Origin of the sequence: Curtobacterium sp. ISL-83 (genome assembly GCF_018613895.1) — a bacterium.
Lineage (GTDB): Bacteria > Actinomycetota > Actinomycetes > Actinomycetales > Microbacteriaceae > Curtobacterium.
This window is the reverse complement of sequence record NZ_JAGGPH010000013.1, coordinates 49958-66223: the sequence shown is the minus strand read 5'-3', so window position 1 is coordinate 66223 and position 16266 is coordinate 49958. Positions and strand designations below refer to the sequence as shown.

The 16266-nt window shown below is 72.2% G+C and carries 16 protein-coding genes; 12 read left to right on the top strand and 4 right to left on the bottom strand.

Annotated features, from left to right (window positions below; translation table 11 throughout):
* Window positions 1-68: 68 nt before the first annotated feature.
* Window positions 69-512: a type II 3-dehydroquinate dehydratase gene (aroQ, locus tag J7E22_RS12925; RefSeq protein ID WP_214982203.1), complete on the bottom strand. Its 444-nt coding sequence runs from the start codon at window positions 510-512 to the stop codon at window positions 69-71.
* Between the two features lie 281 nt (window positions 513-793).
* On the opposite strand from aroQ, the gene J7E22_RS12920 reads away from it, so the two are divergent.
* Both J7E22_RS12920 and J7E22_RS12915 read left to right on the top strand, forming a co-directional pair.
* Window positions 794-2464 carry a sodium:solute symporter family protein gene (locus J7E22_RS12920; protein WP_214982201.1) on the top strand — a complete coding sequence of 557 codons (1671 nt, stop codon included), beginning with the start codon at window positions 794-796 and terminating at the stop codon, window positions 2462-2464.
* Window positions 2465-2490: 26 nt separating this feature from the next.
* Window positions 2491-2901: a hypothetical protein gene (locus J7E22_RS12915; protein ID WP_214982200.1), complete on the top strand. Its 411-nt coding sequence runs from the start codon at window positions 2491-2493 to the stop codon at window positions 2899-2901.
* A gap of 223 nt (window positions 2902-3124) precedes the next feature.
* Here the strand turns inward: J7E22_RS12915 and J7E22_RS12910 are convergent, their stop codons facing one another.
* Window positions 3125-3661: a DUF3800 domain-containing protein gene (locus J7E22_RS12910; protein ID WP_214982199.1), complete on the bottom strand. Its 537-nt coding sequence runs from the start codon at window positions 3659-3661 to the stop codon at window positions 3125-3127.
* Between the two features lie 92 nt (window positions 3662-3753).
* Between J7E22_RS12910 and J7E22_RS12905 the strand changes: the two genes are divergently transcribed.
* The 3 genes from J7E22_RS12905 (at window position 3754) to J7E22_RS12895 (ending at window position 5747) form a co-directional block, all read left to right on the top strand.
* Window positions 3754-4170 (top strand): VOC family protein, encoded by a 417-nt coding sequence (locus tag J7E22_RS12905; RefSeq protein WP_214982197.1) that lies wholly within the window; start codon window positions 3754-3756, stop codon window positions 4168-4170.
* 68 nt (window positions 4171-4238) lie between these two features.
* Window positions 4239-4853 carry a DNA-3-methyladenine glycosylase I gene (locus J7E22_RS12900; protein ID WP_214982196.1) on the top strand — a complete coding sequence of 205 codons (615 nt, stop codon included), beginning with the start codon at window positions 4239-4241 and terminating at the stop codon, window positions 4851-4853.
* Window positions 4854-4940: 87 nt separating this feature from the next.
* On the top strand, window positions 4941-5747 hold the full coding sequence (locus tag J7E22_RS12895; protein WP_251009110.1) for a DJ-1/PfpI family protein: 807 nt from the start codon (window positions 4941-4943) through the stop codon (window positions 5745-5747).
* A gap of 42 nt (window positions 5748-5789) precedes the next feature.
* On the opposite strand, the gene J7E22_RS12890 is transcribed toward J7E22_RS12895, so the two are convergent.
* Window positions 5790-6581 carry a LysR family transcriptional regulator substrate-binding protein gene (locus J7E22_RS12890; RefSeq protein ID WP_214982194.1) on the bottom strand — a complete coding sequence of 264 codons (792 nt, stop codon included), beginning with the start codon at window positions 6579-6581 and terminating at the stop codon, window positions 5790-5792.
* Window positions 6582-6614: 33 nt separating this feature from the next.
* Between J7E22_RS12890 and J7E22_RS12885 the strand changes: the two genes are divergently transcribed.
* The 3 genes from J7E22_RS12885 to J7E22_RS18285 all read left to right on the top strand — a co-directional run bounded on the left by J7E22_RS12885 (window position 6615) and on the right by J7E22_RS18285 (window position 8131).
* Window positions 6615-6998 (top strand): DUF5997 family protein, encoded by a 384-nt coding sequence (locus tag J7E22_RS12885; protein ID WP_214982192.1) that lies wholly within the window; start codon window positions 6615-6617, stop codon window positions 6996-6998.
* A gap of 23 nt (window positions 6999-7021) precedes the next feature.
* Window positions 7022-7537: a hypothetical protein gene (locus J7E22_RS12880; protein ID WP_214982191.1), complete on the top strand. Its 516-nt coding sequence runs from the start codon at window positions 7022-7024 to the stop codon at window positions 7535-7537.
* Window positions 7538-7603: 66 nt separating this feature from the next.
* Window positions 7604-8131: an Lrp/AsnC family transcriptional regulator gene (locus J7E22_RS18285; protein WP_214982189.1), complete on the top strand. Its 528-nt coding sequence runs from the start codon at window positions 7604-7606 to the stop codon at window positions 8129-8131.
* Window positions 8132-8263: 132 nt separating this feature from the next.
* On the opposite strand, the gene J7E22_RS12870 is transcribed toward J7E22_RS18285, so the two are convergent.
* Window positions 8264-8695, bottom strand: a complete 432-nt coding sequence (locus J7E22_RS12870; RefSeq protein WP_214982187.1) for a GNAT family N-acetyltransferase — start codon at window positions 8693-8695, stop codon at window positions 8264-8266.
* A 111-nt stretch (window positions 8696-8806) separates the two neighbouring features.
* Between J7E22_RS12870 and J7E22_RS12865 the strand changes: the two genes are divergently transcribed.
* The 4 genes from J7E22_RS12865 (at window position 8807) to J7E22_RS12850 (ending at window position 16206) form a co-directional block, all read left to right on the top strand.
* Window positions 8807-10057, top strand: coding sequence for a hypothetical protein (locus J7E22_RS12865; protein ID WP_214982185.1), 1251 nt, complete (start codon window positions 8807-8809; stop codon window positions 10055-10057).
* Window positions 10058-10143: 86 nt separating this feature from the next.
* A complete protein-coding gene (locus tag J7E22_RS12860) occupies window positions 10144-12210 on the top strand; it encodes a hypothetical protein (protein WP_214982183.1) in 2067 nt (688 codons plus the stop codon).
* Between the two features lie 169 nt (window positions 12211-12379).
* The gene (locus J7E22_RS18280; RefSeq protein ID WP_214982181.1) at window positions 12380-13723 is read left to right on the top strand and encodes an esterase family protein; all 1344 of its coding nucleotides are present in this window, start codon (window positions 12380-12382) and stop codon (window positions 13721-13723) included.
* Entirely contained in the window at window positions 13720-16206 is a 2487-nt protein-coding gene (locus tag J7E22_RS12850; RefSeq protein WP_214982179.1) for a bifunctional lysylphosphatidylglycerol flippase/synthetase MprF, read from the top strand. The genes J7E22_RS18280 and J7E22_RS12850 overlap by 4 nt, the downstream gene beginning before the upstream one ends.
* Window positions 16207-16266: the final 60 nt, after the last annotated feature.

The following is a 16266-nucleotide window of genomic DNA, read 5'->3' as shown; positions in this document are numbered from 1 at the left end:
CGTCCGTGTCGGGCCGGGTGCTGGCGCTGCGGCTGACGCTGGACGGTGCGGGCGCTGGTGCTGGTGGGTCAGGCGACCAGGGTCGCGACGTGTGCGACGGCGAGTCGGTAGCCGTCGGCGCCCGCGCCGGCGATCACCGCGGTGGCGGCCGTGGCGACGTGGTCGACGTGGCGGAACGGTTCGCGCTTCCACGTGTTCGAGAGGTGCACCTCGACCACGGGGACCGTCAGCGCCTCGACGGCGTCGTGCAGCGCGACGGAGGTGTGCGCGTAGGCCGCGGGGTTGATCACGACTGCCGCGAAGTCGTCGAGCGCCTCGTGCAGCCACTCGACGAGCTCGCCCTCGCGGTTCGTCTGCCGGAAGTCGACGCCGAGCCCGTGCACCGCCGCCTCGGCACGGACGACCTCCTCGACACCGGCCAGCGTCACGGTGCCGTACTGGGCCGGGTCGCGACGGCCGAGGATGTCCAGGTTCGGGCCGTTGAGGACGAGGATGCGCGGCTGCTCGGTCATGCGCCAGAGCCTATCGGCGGTGACGACGACCACCGCCGACGGGGCCGTCCGGGTCCCCGCCGACGACGATGCATGTCGACGCTATGTGAACGGTCACAATAGGCGAACCTGCCGATCAGCGCAAAAGTTGCAGAATGCACGCTGAGGTGTAGTGTCCCCCGTTGGACCGGGCACCGATGCCCGGAGCAACCCGACACGCAGGGTCCGGTCCGACACGATCGGCCGCGCCCTGTGCGGGGCAGCGATGCCCCGCACGCGCATCACACCGACGTGGAGTTGACATGGTTCTCGCGGCAGCGAACAACGGGATCCGGCTCGATCTGGGCTGGGTCGACTACTTGATGATCATCGTGTACTTCGCGGTGGTCATCGGCATCGGGTTCACCGCCCGACGGCAGGTCCGGACGAGCATGGACTTCTTCCTGTCCGGCCGGTCGATGCCGGCGTGGATCACGGGCCTGGCGTTCGTGTCCGCGAACCTCGGCGCGACCGAGATCCTCGGCATGGCGGCGAACGGTGCCCAGATCGGCATGGCGACGCTGCACTACTACCTCATCGGTGCCGTGCCGGCGATGGTGTTCCTCGGCCTCGTGATGATGCCCTTCTACTACGGGGCGAAGGTCCGGAGCGTCCCAGAGTTCATGCTCCGTCGGTTCGGGAAGGCGCCGCACCTGGTGAACTCCCTGGCGTTCGCGGTGTCGAACGTGCTCATCGCGGGCATCAACCTCTACGCGATGGCCATCGTCATCGAGGCGATGCTCGGCTGGCCGGAGTGGCTCGCGATCATCGTCTCCGCCGGCTTCGTGCTCGCCTACATCACCCTCGGCGGCCTCTCCAGCGCCATCTACAACGAGGTCATGCAGTTCTTCGTGATCATCGCCGGCCTCGTCCCGCTGACCATCGTCGGGCTCCACCGCGTCGGCGGCTGGGGCGGACTCACCGACGCGATCAAGAAGACCCAGGGCGTGCAGCACCTGCAGGCCTGGGCCGGCACCGGGATCGGCCACGTCACGAACCCGATCGGCGCGAACTGGCTGGCCATCGTGCTCGGCCTCGGCTTCGTGCTCTCGTTCGGCTACTGGACGACCAACTTCACCGAGGTGCAGCGCGCGTTCTCGGCCAAGAACATGTCCGCCGCCCGCCGCACCCCGCTCATCGCCGCGATCCCGAAGCTCTTCATCCCGTTCATCGTCGTCATCCCCGGTCTGATCGCCGCGGCCGTGGTGGGCAACCAGTTCGCCTCGGGTGCGCTCGACTACAACGACGCCATCCCGAAGCTCATCCAGATGTACCTGCCGACCGGTGTGCTCGGCGTCGCGGTCACCGGGCTCCTCGCCTCGTTCATGGCGGGCATGGCGGCCAACGTCTCGAGCTTCAACACCGTCTTCACGTACGACATCTGGCAGCGCTACGTGAAGCCGAACATGCCCGACCTGCACTACCTGAAGACCGGCCGGTGGGTCACCGTCGTCGGCGTCGTGATCGGCGTCGGCACGGCGTTCCTCGCCGCCCAGGCCGGCAACATCATGACCTACATGCAGACGCTGTTCTCGTTCTTCAACGCGCCGCTGTTCGCCGTGTTCATCCTCGGACTGCTCTGGAAGCGGATGACCACCCAGGGTGCGCTCTGGGGGTACGTCCTCGGCATCATCGCGCCGACGGTGACCTGGATCAGCTACCTCGTCAACCCGAAGCTGTTCTCGACCGCCACGGCCGAGACGATGTACGGCGCGATCATCTCGTTCGTCACCGTGCTCGTCGTGGGCGTCGTCGTGTCGATGTTCACCACGCCGAAGGACGTGAAGGAGCTCGGCGGCCTGGTCTACGGCGTCGGCAAGATCGACATGCACGCCGGAGCCGTCGCCACGGACACCGCCTGGTACCGCTCGCCGGCGCTGCTCGGGACGGTGGCCCTCGTGCTGTGCGTCGCCCTGTACCTGCCGTTCCTCTGATCGAGCACCTGAGAAGGAGAAGAACCATGCGTGACATCACCAACCCGGGCTCGACGGACTCCGGCCCCACGACCTCCGGCCCCACGGCCTCCGGCCGCACGGCCTCCGGCCCCACGACCTCCGGCACGATGACCGAGGAGCAGAAGGCAGCACTCGTCCGGTCCACCCGCCGACTCGACCTGCGCCGGATCCTCGGTGGCCTGTTCGTGGTCTACGGCATCATCACGACGATCGTCGGGATCGTGCACTGGGACACCGACCCGCAGAAGACCGGCGGCATCCACATCAACCTGTGGGTGGGGCTCTCGATGCTCGCCGCGGGCCTGCTGTTCTTCCTCTGGGACCGGCTCAACCCGGTCCCGGCCGAGGACATCATCGGCCAGGCCGAGGCGCAGGAGCAGCAGCGCGCAGCCGGTGAGGGCCGCGACCTCGCCTGAATCGTGCTGATGGACGGGAGGCTCCGGCTGGGGAGCCTCCCGTCCGTTCTGCGTTGACCGCAACATGCGGGCATGGCTTCCGTCAGTGCACGGGTCGAGCCAGTTGACGCTGCTGCCGAAGCCGTCTAACATTGATATGTCGATCAGGTGCTCTTGGTCGGAAGTGATCCCCGGATGTCCTGCAGCCAGCGCGGGCCCGGGGATTTGCGCGTCTCGACCACTCTCACGAGACGAGGACCGGGTGATCGAGCCCGAAGGTCGTCGGGATGCCTGCGACGTGCGCACCGCAAGCGATGTCGGCGAGGGCGAGCAGCGGTTCGTCCGACGCCGCATGGTGTTCGAAGCGGACGAGGCGCCCGATCCCTCGGTCGCGGAGCGCGTTGAACATCGCTCGGTCATCGCGATCGCGGGCGGAGCCGCGGGTCTCGAGGACGACGTGGTGGACGTCGCGCAGCTCGAGTTCGTGCACGAGTCGTTCGAGGCAGCGGCGGCGTCGCCGCTCGCATCGGCAGGGAGCGCCCTCGTAGCGGATCACGAGGACGGACGCCGCGTGGCGGAGCAGGTCGAGCCAGGAGAGCCGCTGACTCGGCAGCGCTTCGTACCAGTGGAGCTTCCGCATGCGTCGGGGCGTCGCGGATCGGATCTCGTCACGCGCGGATTCACGAACCGCATCGCGGACCACGACGGCGGCCAGGACGTAGACGGTGGTGTCGCGTCCGCCCCCGGGTTCTGACTCGTCGATGTAGGCGCGGTGCACCATGTCAGCATATTGCGTGTCAGCCGCGGGAACGAGCGCTGGTTGCGCTCGCGCCCAGGAGCGGCCAGGTTGGTCACGACGAAAGGACCCCGCTCATGGACACGATGGTCTTCATCAACCTGCCCGTCACCGACCTCGACCGGTCGAAGGCGTTCTACGAGGCGCTCGGCTACTCGATCAACCCGGCGTTCACCGACGAGACCGCCGCGTGCGTCGTGATCAGCGACACGATCTCCCTCATGATCCTGACCCGACCGAAGTTCGCCGAGTTCACGGACAAGGCGATCGCGGACGTCGGCACGATCGAGGTGATCAACTCCCTGGGCGTCGCGTCGAAGGACGAGGTGCACCGTCTCGCGGACGCCGCCGTCGCCGCGGGCGCCACCGAGGACCGCGAGCCGGTCGACCTCGGGTTCATGTTCCAGCGCGCCTTCGACGACCCGGACGGGCACCGCTGGGAGCTCGTGTGGATGGACCCGCAGGCTGCTCAGGACGGGCCACCGGCCGAGTAGTGCCCGACGGTGCCACGTGCAGTGGTGTCGGAAGGAGCGGTGTCGGCCGCGGACGGCAGGATGGAGACATGAGCGCTGAGCCCGCCGTACCGCCGACCGACCTCGTGGTGGGGGAGGACGGGCTGCCGCGTCCGGTGTGGGCCTCGACCGACGCGATGCTCCGCGATTACTACGACACCGAGTGGGGCATGCCGGTCCGCGACGAGCGCGGCGTGTTCGAACGGTTGTCGCTCGAGGCGTTCCAGTCCGGGCTGTCCTGGCGCACGATCCTCGCCAAGCGGCCGGCGTTCCGTGCGGCCTTCGCGGACTTCGACCCGGACACGGTCGCCGCCTTCGGCGACGACGACGTCGCGCGGCTGATGGCCGACGCCGGGATCGTCCGGAACCGGGCCAAGATCCTTGCGACGATCACGAACGCGAACGCGACGATCGCGCTCCGGGCGGACGGCGGCCTGGCGTCCTTCGTGTGGTCGTTCCGGCCGACCGCGACGCCGGCGCCGGTGACGGCGGCCGACGTGCCCACGACGTCGGACGAGTCGATCGCGCTGTCGAAGGCGCTCCGGAAGCGGGGCTTCGCGTTCGTGGGCCCGACCACGATGCACGCTCTGATGGAGGCGCTCGGCATCGTCGACACCCACCTGGTCGGCAGTCACCGTCGCGGGACCTCCGGCGTCTGGAACTGACGATCCGGGCCGATCGCCGTGGGTGCCATCCGCCCGCGGTCACGGCAAGTGTCGCGGCGACCGCGGCGCCGGGGCTATCGTCGCGGCATGAGCACGGAGAACCCGCGGGTCATGCCGGTCCATCCCGTGGACGCGCAGGTGGTCGAGGTCCCGGTGACGAGCGACCGCCCGGAACCTGAGGCACGCGTCGAGGATGCCGCGCTGCCGCAGCACGACCCGGGCGAGTTCCGGATCGCCTTCCTGCTGTTCCCCGACCTGACCCTGCTCGACCTCACCGGTCCGGCGCAGGTTCTCACCCGGGTGCCGGGAGCACGGGTGGAGTACGTCGCCGCGACGCTCGACCCCGTGCCGGACGACTGCGGGCTCGACGTCGTCCCGACCACCACGATCGCCGATGCGACCCCGGCGGACGTGCTCGTCGTGCCCGGGGGAGACGGGGCGTTCGACGCGATGCTCGACCCGGAGGTGATCGCCTTCGTCCGTCGCGAGGCTGCTCGGGCAACGTGGGTCACGTCGGTGTGCACCGGGGCGTTCGTGCTCGGTGCGGCCGGGCTGCTCGCGGGCAAACGGGCGACCACGCACTGGGCGTCCCGGCCGATGCTCGCCGCGTTCGGAGCAGACCCGGTCGATGACCGCATCGTCGACGACGGGTCGGTCGTCACCGCAGCCGGGGTGAGCGCCGGCATCGACATGGCGCTGTGGCTCGCGGCGGAACTCGTCGGTCAGCCGGCGGCCGAGGCGATCCAGCTCCAGATCGAGTACGACCCGCACCCGCCGTTCGACGCCGGGTCAGCCGTCCGCGCGGACACCAGGGTCGTCACCGCCGCGCGTGCTGCCGCCGAGGACGCCCGCGGTGAACGCGTGGCGCGTGCCGCTGCGTCCGTGATCCGCTGACCCGGGAAGTGGTGCCCTGACCCGGGAGGAGGACCGCTCTGGTCAGCGGTTGCCCTTCGACCCGCGCGACGGCTTGCCCTTGGTCTTCCCGATGCCCGGGCCCCGGCCACGACCGGTGGACGGCGCCTTGCCGTTCGCCTGGCGGTTGCCGCCCTTCTTGCCGCCGCCCTGCTTCGCGGCGGTGGCCTTGCCGCCGGCAGTGCCCGCCTTCGCTCCCTTGCCGCCGGTCCCGGAACCGGACCGCGAGGGGCGGGTGGTGGCCTCCGCCTCCGTGTCGGCCGACTGGTCCTGCGGTCGACGCGAGCTGTTCGCGGTGCGCCCGCGGACCACACCGATGAACTCCTCGGTGGTCTCGGTCGCGTCGTCGTCCCGCCACACGAGCGCCACCCGGGTGCCGGGGGAGCCGACGAGCGCGCGCGCGACCAGGTCCTTGCGGCTCGCCGCACGGAAGAGTGACTGGGGGAGCACGGCGACCCCGACGTTGGCCTCGACGAGGTCGAGCACCGCGTCCACGTCGGCCGGCACCGGGCCGGAGTCGAGCACGTCGAGTTCGGCGAGGTCCGCCTCGGTGACGTCGTCGCGTTCTGCGAGCGGGGCGTCCTTCGGCATCGCGACCACGGCCGTCTCGGTCCAGAGCGGGATCGCGTGCAGGGCGTCCGACACGGGAAGCCGAGCGAACACCATGTCGGCGTCGCCCGCGAGGACCTCGTCGACCTGGTCGTGGCCGATCGGACGGACGAGGAGCTCGACGTCGGGGTGGCGGTCGCGCCACACGCGCACCCACTTCGCGGGCGACACCCCCGGAACGAAGGCGATGGTGAGTGCCGCGGTCATGCAGACGAGCATACGGGCCGTACCCTTGTCGGTATGGCGCAGGAACAGACCATGAAGCCCGAGACGGCCGCGAAGAAGCTCGGCATCCTGCTGGCGGCCGCACCGGAGTCCTTCCGGAACGAGCCGATCAGCCGGACCGCGTTCGACGAACTCCGCACGGAGCCGCCGGCGTGGCTCGAGGACCTCCGACGCGACGGCCCGCATCCGCGCCCCGTCGTGGCGCAGAAGCTCGGCGTGTCGATCTCCGGGCTCCTCCGCGCGGGCGTCGACGATGCGCTGACCACCGAGCAGATCAAGTCGCTGCTGCAGGAGAAGCCCGAGTGGCTGGTCCGCGAGCGCGCCACCCAGGCAGCGGTGCACGCCGAGAACGCCCGGGTGAAGCAGGAGCGCGCCGCGAAGGCAGCCGCGCAGGACTGACCTCCGCGCCACGCCGCCCGCTCATGACCGCCGTGCACGAGACCGTCGCCGACGCGATGCTGGTCGTGCCGCAGTTCGCGTCGGTCTGTTGCATCGTCGGGGAGCGGTACCGGCCGCGGCCCGGTGTGATCGTCCCCGCGACGGTGATGCTCGTCGCGATGCTGCTGCCGGTCGTGCACGCGGGCGCGGTGTGGACCCTTTTCGCTGCCACGCTCCTGCTGCTCCTCGCGCCCCTGCCCGTGATGCGGCGTCGACGGCCAGACGGTCGTCGGGCGGAACCGATGGACGTCCACCGGGCCCTCTCGGCGGTGGTGATGGCGGGGATGCTCCTGATGGGCCACGCCACCGGGATCGCGGACGGCCACGCCGGGCACGGCATCGCACTCTCCGCGGTCCTCGGGGTCGGTGTGATCGGCTACTGCGCCTTCAGCGGGTGGCTGCTCCGCTTCGAGTGGGCGCGTGAGGACCGGCGTGCGGTCCGGAGCGGCGAGGTCTTCGCGATGACGGTCGCCATCGTCGGCATGACCCTGGCGATGTAGACGTACCGACGCGGTGGCGGACGTACCGACGCGGTGGCGGACGCACCGACGCGGTACCGTCGAGGCGTGTCCGACCGTGCCGCTCGTCTCTCCGACCCCGCGCCGCGCCTCGACGAGGTCGACGAGCGCATCCTCTGGACGCTCGCCGCGGACGCCAGGATCCCGAACAACCGACTCGCCACAGCGGTCGGCATCGCGCCGTCCACCTGCCTGACGCGGGTCCGTGCGCTCGAGGACGCCGGCGTGATCCGCGGCTACCGGGCCGACGTCGACGTGGCCCGGCTGGGCTTCTCGATCGAGGCGATGGTGTCCGTCCGCGTGCACGCCGCCGCGCGGCACGAACTCCGGGAGTTCGCCAAGCGGCTCCTCCGGGTGCCCGTCGTGCAGGACGTGTCCTTCCTCGCCGGGGACAAGGACTTCCTGGTGCACATCGCGTGCACCTCGACCGAGCAGTTGCGCGACTTCGTGGCCGACGAGCTCAGCGGGGACCCGTCGGTCGCGACGACGCAGACGAACATCGTCTTCGAGCGCCTGGTCGCCCAGCGGTCCGACCAGGCCCGGTCGTTCGACGAACTCCGACGCTGGCACGCCTGACCGAGCCGCCGCACGCCCGACCGCGGCGCAGCACGCCAGGGTGGAGCACGCCCGACCGCGGCGCAGCACGCCTGACCCGGGCGCAGCCGTCTGCGCGCCGCCGGCCCCGCGTCGCCGCCCCGGCCCGAGGGCTCAGCGCCGCCGCGTCATCGGCACGTGTCGGATGCCGTCCTCGAAGAACTCGTCCCCGGACCGCACGAAGCCGAACCGGCCGTACCAGTGCTCGAGGTGCGCCTGCGCCGCGAGCGCGATCGACGCGGTCCGCGAGTCCGCGATCGCCGCCTCGATCAGCTGCCCGGCGAGCCCCTGGCCGCGTGCCCGCTCGGCGGTCGCGACCCGGCCGATCCGCTCGGTGCCGTCCGGCTCGCGCAGGAACCGGAGGGTCGCGTCCACGCTGCCCTGCCCCATCCAGTACTGCACCGTCCCGGGTTCGAGGTCGCGCCCGTCCATGTCCGGGTAGGCGCACGCCTGCTCGACGACGAAGACGTCCTGCCGCAGTCGGAGGATCTCGTGCAGAGTCACGATGTCCAGGTTGCGGGTCGGAGCGCTGAAGATCGAAGCCACGGACGGCCTTTCCTGACGTTTTTTCGACGAACCAGATGCGGAATCGCGCGGACGGGCGTACCGTGCCGGTCAACCACTCTATGTGCGCAACCGAGATCAGGAGGTGAGCGCATGGAACCGACGCTTCGTGCACCCTTCTGCGCGGTCCTCCGGTACGCCCTCGCGGGCGTCGGGATCGCGGTCGCATTAGTCGTCATGGCCCTCCTGCTCGGCGCGCGCCCGGCCGCTGCCGCGGAGTCCGCACCGGCGACGCACGGCGTGGTCGGGAGCGTCGTCGGCGGGGTGCGCGACACCGTGCACGCGACGTCCTCGGCCGTCGGCTCGACGGTCGGCACCGCGGTCGCACCGGTCCGGGAGGTCGTCGCACCGTCGCCGGCCGCTCCGGCTCCCACGGTGCCGAGCCGCCCGGCTCCGTCCCGTCCCGCGCCCGTCACGCCGGCGCCGTCGAGCCCTGCTCCGGCGCCGAAGCCCGCGGCGCCGAAGCCCGCTGCGCCGCACGTCCCCGCTCTCCCTGCTCGTCCGGCAGCGCCCGCTCCCAGCGTGACCAGCCCGGTGACCGCGGCCGTCGCGCACGTGGTGAGCAGTGCCTCCCGGCCGGTGACCCACGCCGTCTCGACCGTGGTCCGACCCGTCTCCAGCACCATCGGATCGGTGGCTGGCGCGCGGCCCGTCACGAGCGTCGTCGGCACGGTCGACGGTGTCGTCGGCGGCCTGCCGATCGTCGGCACCGTGCTCGGGAACGACACCGTCGGGACCGTGACGGGGCCGGTCGCCGGCGTCGTGGACGACGTCCTCGGTGACGTCGGCACGGTCGTCGGATCCCTCCCCGGCACCGTGGACGGCGCACTGCCGCCGGTGGTCGGGATCCTGCCTGGAGGCTCGGTGCCCGTTCTCGGCCCCCCCGTCGGTCCGGTGCTCGGTTCCGTCCCCGACGGGCCGTCGACCGTCGCAGTCGACCCGGCCGGGTCGCGACCCGGCGCGGTGCGCACTGCGACCGTCGCCGCTCTCGGCGTGGCCGCCAGCGGCCGCCCCGTTGCGGACCGCGCGCGGGTCGACGGCGCGGTCGCCGCCTCCACCGCGTTCGGCGTCCGGCTGACCGGCGGAGCCGGTGGAACGGCCACGCTCGGCGGGCCCGCACTCGCCGTCCCCGTCGGCCAGCACGGCGTGCCGGCCCCGCTCGAGGGTCCGGTCGCCGGAACGCTCGGCGGGACCGCGAGCGCCGGGACGAGCGGCTCCGCCGCGGTCGGCATCGTCGGTGGCGCCGACGACCAGTTCTCCCTCGCCGCGGGGTCTCGCGGCACGGTCGGCGACGACGCGGTCCCCGCGTCGGTCGTCGGCGAGCACGACGTCGCACCTGACTGAGATCGATGCTCCTGTCCGTCACGGCAGGCACGCATCACCGGCCGAGACCTCGGCCGATCATCGATCTCGATCAGGAGTGAACGACCATGAACAAGAACGTCTGCAGAGGGCTCTGGTTCGCCCTCTTCGTCGGCGGGCTGACGCTCGGAGGGACGGCTGTCGCGAACGCGGCGACCACCTCCGGCGCGGACGGCATCGCCTCGGGCACACAGGTTGCCCCGTCCGTCACTGCACCGGTCTCCGTCGCGGGCACCGCCCTCGGGGTGGTCGGCAACGCCGTCTCGTCGACGGCTCCGGCCGCCACCGCCCCGGCTCCCTCGCCCACGAGCACGACCGTCCCGACCACGTCCGGGACGGGAGGCACGGCATCCGGCACGCAGGTCGCCCCGGACGTCGTCGCCCCGGTCCGCGTCGCGGGCAACGCGGTCGCCGTCGCGGGTGACGCGACCAGCGCAGCGGCCCCCGCGGCAGCTGCTCCGGCCGCCGCCGCCCCGGCGGCCACGGCGCCGTCGACCTCCGGGACCGGTGGGACCGCCTCCGGCACGCAGGTCGCCGGAGCCGTCAGCGCACCGGTGACCGCGAGCGGCAACGCGATCGCGGCCCTCGGGGACGCGACCTCGTCCTCCAGTGCAGGGTCCGCCGCTGCTCCCACCACCTCCACCCCCGCGGCTGCCGCGCCGAGCACCTCCGGTACGGACGGCACCGCGTCGGGAACGCAGGTCGCGCCGGTCGTGTCCGTCCCCGTGACGGTGGCCGGCAACGGCATCGGCGTCCTGGGTGACGGTGCCGCGACGGGGACCTCGTCCTCGCCGGCGGCGACGCCCACCACCCCGGCTGCCGGGTCGGGGAGCACCTCCGGTGCGGGCGGCCTGCTCGCGGGCACGCAGGTGCTCGGCGGGGTGTCGGTCCCGGTCAGCGTGTCGGGCAACGGGCTCGGTGTCGTCGGTGACGGCACGAGCACGGGTACGACGGGCTCTGGTTCGACTGGTTCTGGTTCGACGGGTTCGGTCCCGGCGGCTGGTGGGACCACGTCGGGTGCGAACGGCACGGGTTCGGGCACGCAGGTGACCCCGGTGGTCAGCGTCCCGGTGACGGTCGGTGGCAACGGCATCGGTGTCCTCGGTGACGGTGCGAGCACCGGCACGGCCGGGTCGACGGGTTCTGGTTCGACTGGTTCTGGTTCGACGGGTTCGGTCCCGGCGGCTGGTGGGACCACGTCGGGTGCGAACGGTACGGCCTCGGGTACGCAGGTGACCCCGGTGGTCAGCGTCCCGGTGACGGTCGGTGGCAACGGCAACGGCATCGGTGTTCTCGGTGACGGTGCGAGCGCCGGCACGGCCGGGTCGACGGGTTCTGGTTCGACTGGGTCTGGTTCGACGGGTTCGGTCCCGGCGGCTGGTGGGACCACGTCGGGTGCGAACGGCACGGGTTCGGGCACGCAGGTGACCCCGGTCGTCGGCGTCCCGGTGACGGTCGGTGGTAACGGCATCGGTGTTCTCGGTGACGGCACGAGCACCGGCACGACCGGTTCGACTGGTTCTGGTTCGACCGGCACCGTCCCGGTGACCGGTGGCACCACGTCCGGTGCCGGCGGGACCGGTTCGGGTACGCAGGTGACCCCGGTCGTCAGCGTCCCGGTCACCATCGGTGGCAACGGCGTCGGAGTGATCGGGAGCGGTGCGACCACCACCCCCGCCGACCCCGGCACGGGCACGACCCCGACCGGCCCGGGCACGGGCACGACCCCGACCGACCCCGGCACGGGCACCACGCCGACCGACCCCGGCACGGGCACCACGCCGACCGACCCCGGCACGGGCACCACGCCGACCGACCCGGGCACGGGCTCGACCCCGACCGACCCCGGCACCGCGCCGTCCGGCTCGGGTGACGGCAGCCTCCCGGTCGTGGTGACCACCCCGACCACCAGCACCGGCGGTGCGGCGGTGACCACGGCCTCCCGTCCGGCGGCCACGGTCACGGCGACTGCCGGCATCGCGACGGTCGCGACCGGCGGCCAGACGGCCGTCGCCGGTTCCACGCAGTCGACGCTCGCCTACACGGGTGCCACCTCCCCGGTGGTCCCGCTGGGGATGGCACTGCTCCTGCTCCTCGCCGGAGCGGGGACGCTGGTCCTGCGTCGTCGAGCCTGACGACCGCGTGACGGAGGGGCACCGCTCGCGGTGCCCCTCCTCACCATGCCCGGCGAGACCGCAGCTGAGATGACGCCGAACGATCCCTGGGAGCGTGCGATGCCGAGCCTGTGAACAGCAGAAGCGGTTCGGGGGGCGGAGGGCAGCGCCGCGGCACCACGATGACACTGTGCTCCACGACCTGCTCCACCTCACCATCACCGGCCGCGACGTCCTCGTGCCGGTGTACGTCATCGCCGGCTTCCTGACGCTGTGGACACTCGCCGGACCGTTGCGTCGCCGTCCCGCGGACCGAGCAGCCCTGTTCGCCGTCCTGGTGCGGCTGGGAGCGCTCGTGGCGGGCGCGGGGATCGGGCTGCTCCTGGTGTGGTGGGTCGGCGACGTGCAGGACGCGTTCGGCGTCGCCTTCACCCCGGTGACCCGCGGGTGGTTCGCGTTCGGGTGCGCCGTGATCGCGATGTGGCTGGTCGTGCTCGTGCAGGGCGGCTGGTCTCGCCGGATCGTGGGCCTGACCGCCGTGTGCGCGGTCGCGCTCTCGGTCGGGCTGGGCATCAACGTGGACTTCGGGTTCTACAAGAACATCCAGCAGGCGATCGCCACGAACCCCTACCCGTCGCGGACGCTCCCGTTGAAGCCGGCCACGGTGCCCGATGGCTCGGTCGTCGAGCCCGCGAGCTGGCACGCCCCGGCCGGCATGCCGACACGGGGCGAGGCGGTCAGCGTCCGCATCCCGGGGACCGTGTCGCACTTCCACGGCCGGAAGGCGGTCGTGTGGCTGCCACCGGCGGCGCGGACCGCGAACCCGCCGACGCTCCCGGTGCTCGTGGCGCTGTCCGGTCAACCCGGTCAGCCGGCGGACCTGTTCCAGACCGGTGCGCTCGACCAGGTCCTGAACCGCTACGCGGCGGCGCACGACGGCCTCGGGCCGATCGTCGTCGCCCCGGACCAGCTGGGAGCGCCCGCTCGGAATCCGATGTGCGTCGACTCGCGGCGCCTCGGTCGAGCGGCTTCGTACGTCATGATCGACACCGTGGACTGGGTGAAGCAGCACTTCCGCGTGGCATCGGGGCCGAACGGCTGGGGGGTCGTCGGCTTCTCCGAGGGTGCGACCTGCGCGATGCAGTTCTCGACCGCTCGACCGGACGTCTTCGGCAGTGCCCTGGCGATCTCGAGCGAGCTCGTGCCGACGAACGGCGACGAGCACCACACGATCGCGGTCGGCTTCGGCGGTTCGGCGGCGGCGTACCGCGCGGCCGCCCCGGTCGCGATCATGCAGCGGCACGGGCGGTACCAGGACCACCTCACCGTGTTCGGGGTCGGTGGAGCCGACGCTCCGTACAAGGTCTCGACCGCGACGCTGCGGGCTGCGGCCGAGCACGCGGGCATGCAGACGGCCCTCGTCGTCTCGCCCGGTTCCGCCCACGACTGGAACACGGTCCGCTACGTGCTGCGCAACGGACTGCCCGCCGTCCTGACCCACATGGGACTCCCCGGAACGGGCGCCACGCGATGACCGAAGCATCCCCGCCGCCGGCGGCACGGTCGATCGAGGACCCGCGCGGACCCGGTCTCGGGGCACGGCTGGGCGAACGCGTGGTGTCCTTCGGGCGGACCGTCCGGCGCCGCCCCGTCACGACCGCCATCCTGCTGCTCGTGCTGGCGACGAGCGTCTTCGCCATCGTGGTCCGCGTCGTGCACGGCACCGGCCCGAGCACGTTCGGGCCCTTCCGGGTGTTCGCCGCGTCGACGGGTGTCCTCGCGCTGCTCTTCACCGTGGCGGGCGTCATCCTGCTGGTCGGGACCGCCGAACGGCTGATGGGCTCGTGGCGCACCGCCGTCGCGTTCGTCGTCACGACCGTCGTCGGCACGGGCATCGGGGCGTTCAGCGCGTTCCTCGACAGCGACGGCAGCAACGTCTCACGGTTGCTGCTCGGTCGCGCGACGAGCTTCGACCCGTGGACCGCGATCGTCGGCACGATCGTCACCGCGAGCGCGTTCGCCGGTCCGCTCTGGCGTCGCCGCATCCGCGTCAACGCGCTCGCAGTGGTCGCAGCGCTCCTGCTCTACGCCGGTCACGCCTCCGACCTGTACGCCGTGCTCGCAGCCGCCACCGGGTGGGTGCTCGGCGAGCTGCTCCGACGGACGCCGAAGCGGCTCGGCTGGATCCGCAGCTCCCACCGCGAGACCCGGGTGCTGCTCGGCACGGTCGTGCTCGTGTCCGCGGTCGGACCGGTCATCGCGCTCGTCTCCCGCGCGCGGGTCGGCATCCTCGCCCCGATCGCCGCCGTGGTGGGCACGGGCCCCGTCAGCTCGGTGTCCGGCTGCCGGACGAACGCCTCCACCGGGGCCTGCCTGCACGGGCTCCTGGCGTACCGGGTGACCGACCCGTGGACCCTGGCCCTCGCCGCCGCACCGCTCCTCGTGCTGGTCGTCGGTGGGCTCGGACTCTTCCGCGGCAGTCGCTTCGCCGTCTGGCTCGTCGTGGCGGTCGACGTGGTCACCGCGATCGCCGCCGCCGTGACGTACGGAGCGGTCCCCGGCCGCGTCGAGCGACTGCACGGCATGGAGGACCAGTTCGTCGTCAGCGTGTCGATCGGCGCCTCGATCGTCGTGCCGCTCGCGACCGCGGTCGTCCTCGTGCTGCTCCGCCGGTCCTTCACGGTCGTGCCGTCCCGTCGTCGGGTCGTCTCGTTCGCGGTCACCACCCTGTCCGCCGCCGTGGTCATCATCGCCGTGATCCTGGTCGTCGCGGCGTCCTCGCCGCGGCACGTCGAGGACCCGCTCCGGCTGGCGGTCGCAGCGCTCGGTCCGCTGTCCCCGGTGACGTACTGGGACCGGCTGCCGTCGCTCGACCCGGTCCTCAGGCTCGTGCTGGGGCTCGCCGGTCCGGCGCTGTGGCTGGTGATCGCACTCGCCGCGGTCCGCCCGACCGGTGCGGTCGAGCCGGACGCCGACACCGACGGCTCCCGCTCGGCCCGGGAACGCGCGCGGGCGCTCCTCGTCGCCGCCGGTGGCGACACCTTCGGCTGGATGACCACGTGGCAGGGCAACGCCTACTGGTTCGCCGCCGACGGTCGCGCCGGCGTGGCCTACCGGCGGAACGGCGGTGTCGCCGTCACCGTCGGTGGTCCGTTCGGCTACCCGGACGCCCGCGAGCAGGCGCTGGTCGACTTCGCCCGGTTCTGCGACGACAACGGCTGGACCGCGGCCTTCTACGGCATCGAGGCCGACACCGCCCGGCACCTGACCGCTCAGGGGTGGGCCACGCTGCCCGTCGCCGAGGACGCCGACTTCGACCCGCGGACCTGGACGACGAGCGGGAAGAAGAAGCAGGACGTCCGCACGTCGGTGAACAAGGCGCGGCGCGAGGGGATCACCGCCACCTGGTCGTCCTGGCACGACCTGCCGGCCTCGACGACCCGCCAGATCGAGGCGATCTCGGAAGAGTGGGTGTCCGAACGCGAACTCCCCGAGATGGGCTTCACACTCGGCGGCGTCGACGAGATGCGCGACCCGGCGGTCCGGACGCTCGTCGCGGAGGACGGCGCGGGCACCGTGCTGGCCGTCACCAGCTGGTTGCCCAGCCACCGCGAGGGCCGCGTGGTCGGGTGGACCCTCGACGTGATGCGTCGGACCGGTGCGGCCCCGAACGGCGTCATGGAGTTCCTGGTCGCGAGCGCGGCCGAACGGATGCGCGAGGACGGCGCGGAGCGGCTGAGCCTGTCCGCCGCGCCCCTCGCCCAGGCTGCCGAGTCCGCACCGTCGAGCGACGGCGTGCAGAACCTGCTCGAACTCGTCGGCGGCGTGCTCGAGCCCGTCTACGGGTTCCGCTCGCTCCTGCGCTTCAAGCTGAAGTTCGGGCCCGATCTGCACCCGCTGGTCCTCGCCTACCCGGATCCCGTGGCACTGCCCGCCATCGGCATCGCGGTCGTCCGGGCGTACCTGCCGGACCTCTCGCTGCGGCAGGCGGTCGCGCTGGCGCGCGGACGCAGCTGACCCGACGGCCGACGGCCCGATGCTCCGCGGCTCTGCGGTGCGCGCAGCACGTGGGGCCGG

Excerpts from the sequence above, each read along its gene's own strand:
- J7E22_RS12865 (WP_214982185.1), top strand. The coding sequence starts at position 8,807 with ATGGAACCGACGCTTCGTGCACCCTTCTGCGCGGTCCTCCGGTACGCC.
- J7E22_RS12890 (WP_214982194.1), bottom strand. The coding sequence starts at position 6,581 with ATGACCGCGGCACTCACCATCGCCTTCGTTCCGGGGGTGTCGCCCGCG.
- aroQ (WP_214982203.1), bottom strand. The coding sequence starts at position 512 with ATGACCGAGCAGCCGCGCATCCTCGTCCTCAACGGCCCGAACCTGGAC.
- J7E22_RS12895 (WP_251009110.1), top strand. The coding sequence starts at position 4,941 with ATGAGCACGGAGAACCCGCGGGTCATGCCGGTCCATCCCGTGGACGCG.
- J7E22_RS12910 (WP_214982199.1), bottom strand. The coding sequence starts at position 3,661 with ATGGTGCACCGCGCCTACATCGACGAGTCAGAACCCGGGGGCGGACGC.
- J7E22_RS12905 (WP_214982197.1), top strand. The coding sequence starts at position 3,754 with ATGGACACGATGGTCTTCATCAACCTGCCCGTCACCGACCTCGACCGG.
- J7E22_RS12850 (WP_214982179.1), top strand. The coding sequence starts at position 13,720 with ATGACCGAAGCATCCCCGCCGCCGGCGGCACGGTCGATCGAGGACCCG.
- J7E22_RS12915 (WP_214982200.1), top strand. The coding sequence starts at position 2,491 with ATGCGTGACATCACCAACCCGGGCTCGACGGACTCCGGCCCCACGACC.
- J7E22_RS12880 (WP_214982191.1), top strand. The coding sequence starts at position 7,022 with ATGACCGCCGTGCACGAGACCGTCGCCGACGCGATGCTGGTCGTGCCG.
- J7E22_RS12900 (WP_214982196.1), top strand. The coding sequence starts at position 4,239 with ATGAGCGCTGAGCCCGCCGTACCGCCGACCGACCTCGTGGTGGGGGAG.
- J7E22_RS12885 (WP_214982192.1), top strand. The coding sequence starts at position 6,615 with ATGGCGCAGGAACAGACCATGAAGCCCGAGACGGCCGCGAAGAAGCTC.
- J7E22_RS12920 (WP_214982201.1), top strand. The coding sequence starts at position 794 with ATGGTTCTCGCGGCAGCGAACAACGGGATCCGGCTCGATCTGGGCTGG.
- J7E22_RS12860 (WP_214982183.1), top strand. The coding sequence starts at position 10,144 with ATGAACAAGAACGTCTGCAGAGGGCTCTGGTTCGCCCTCTTCGTCGGC.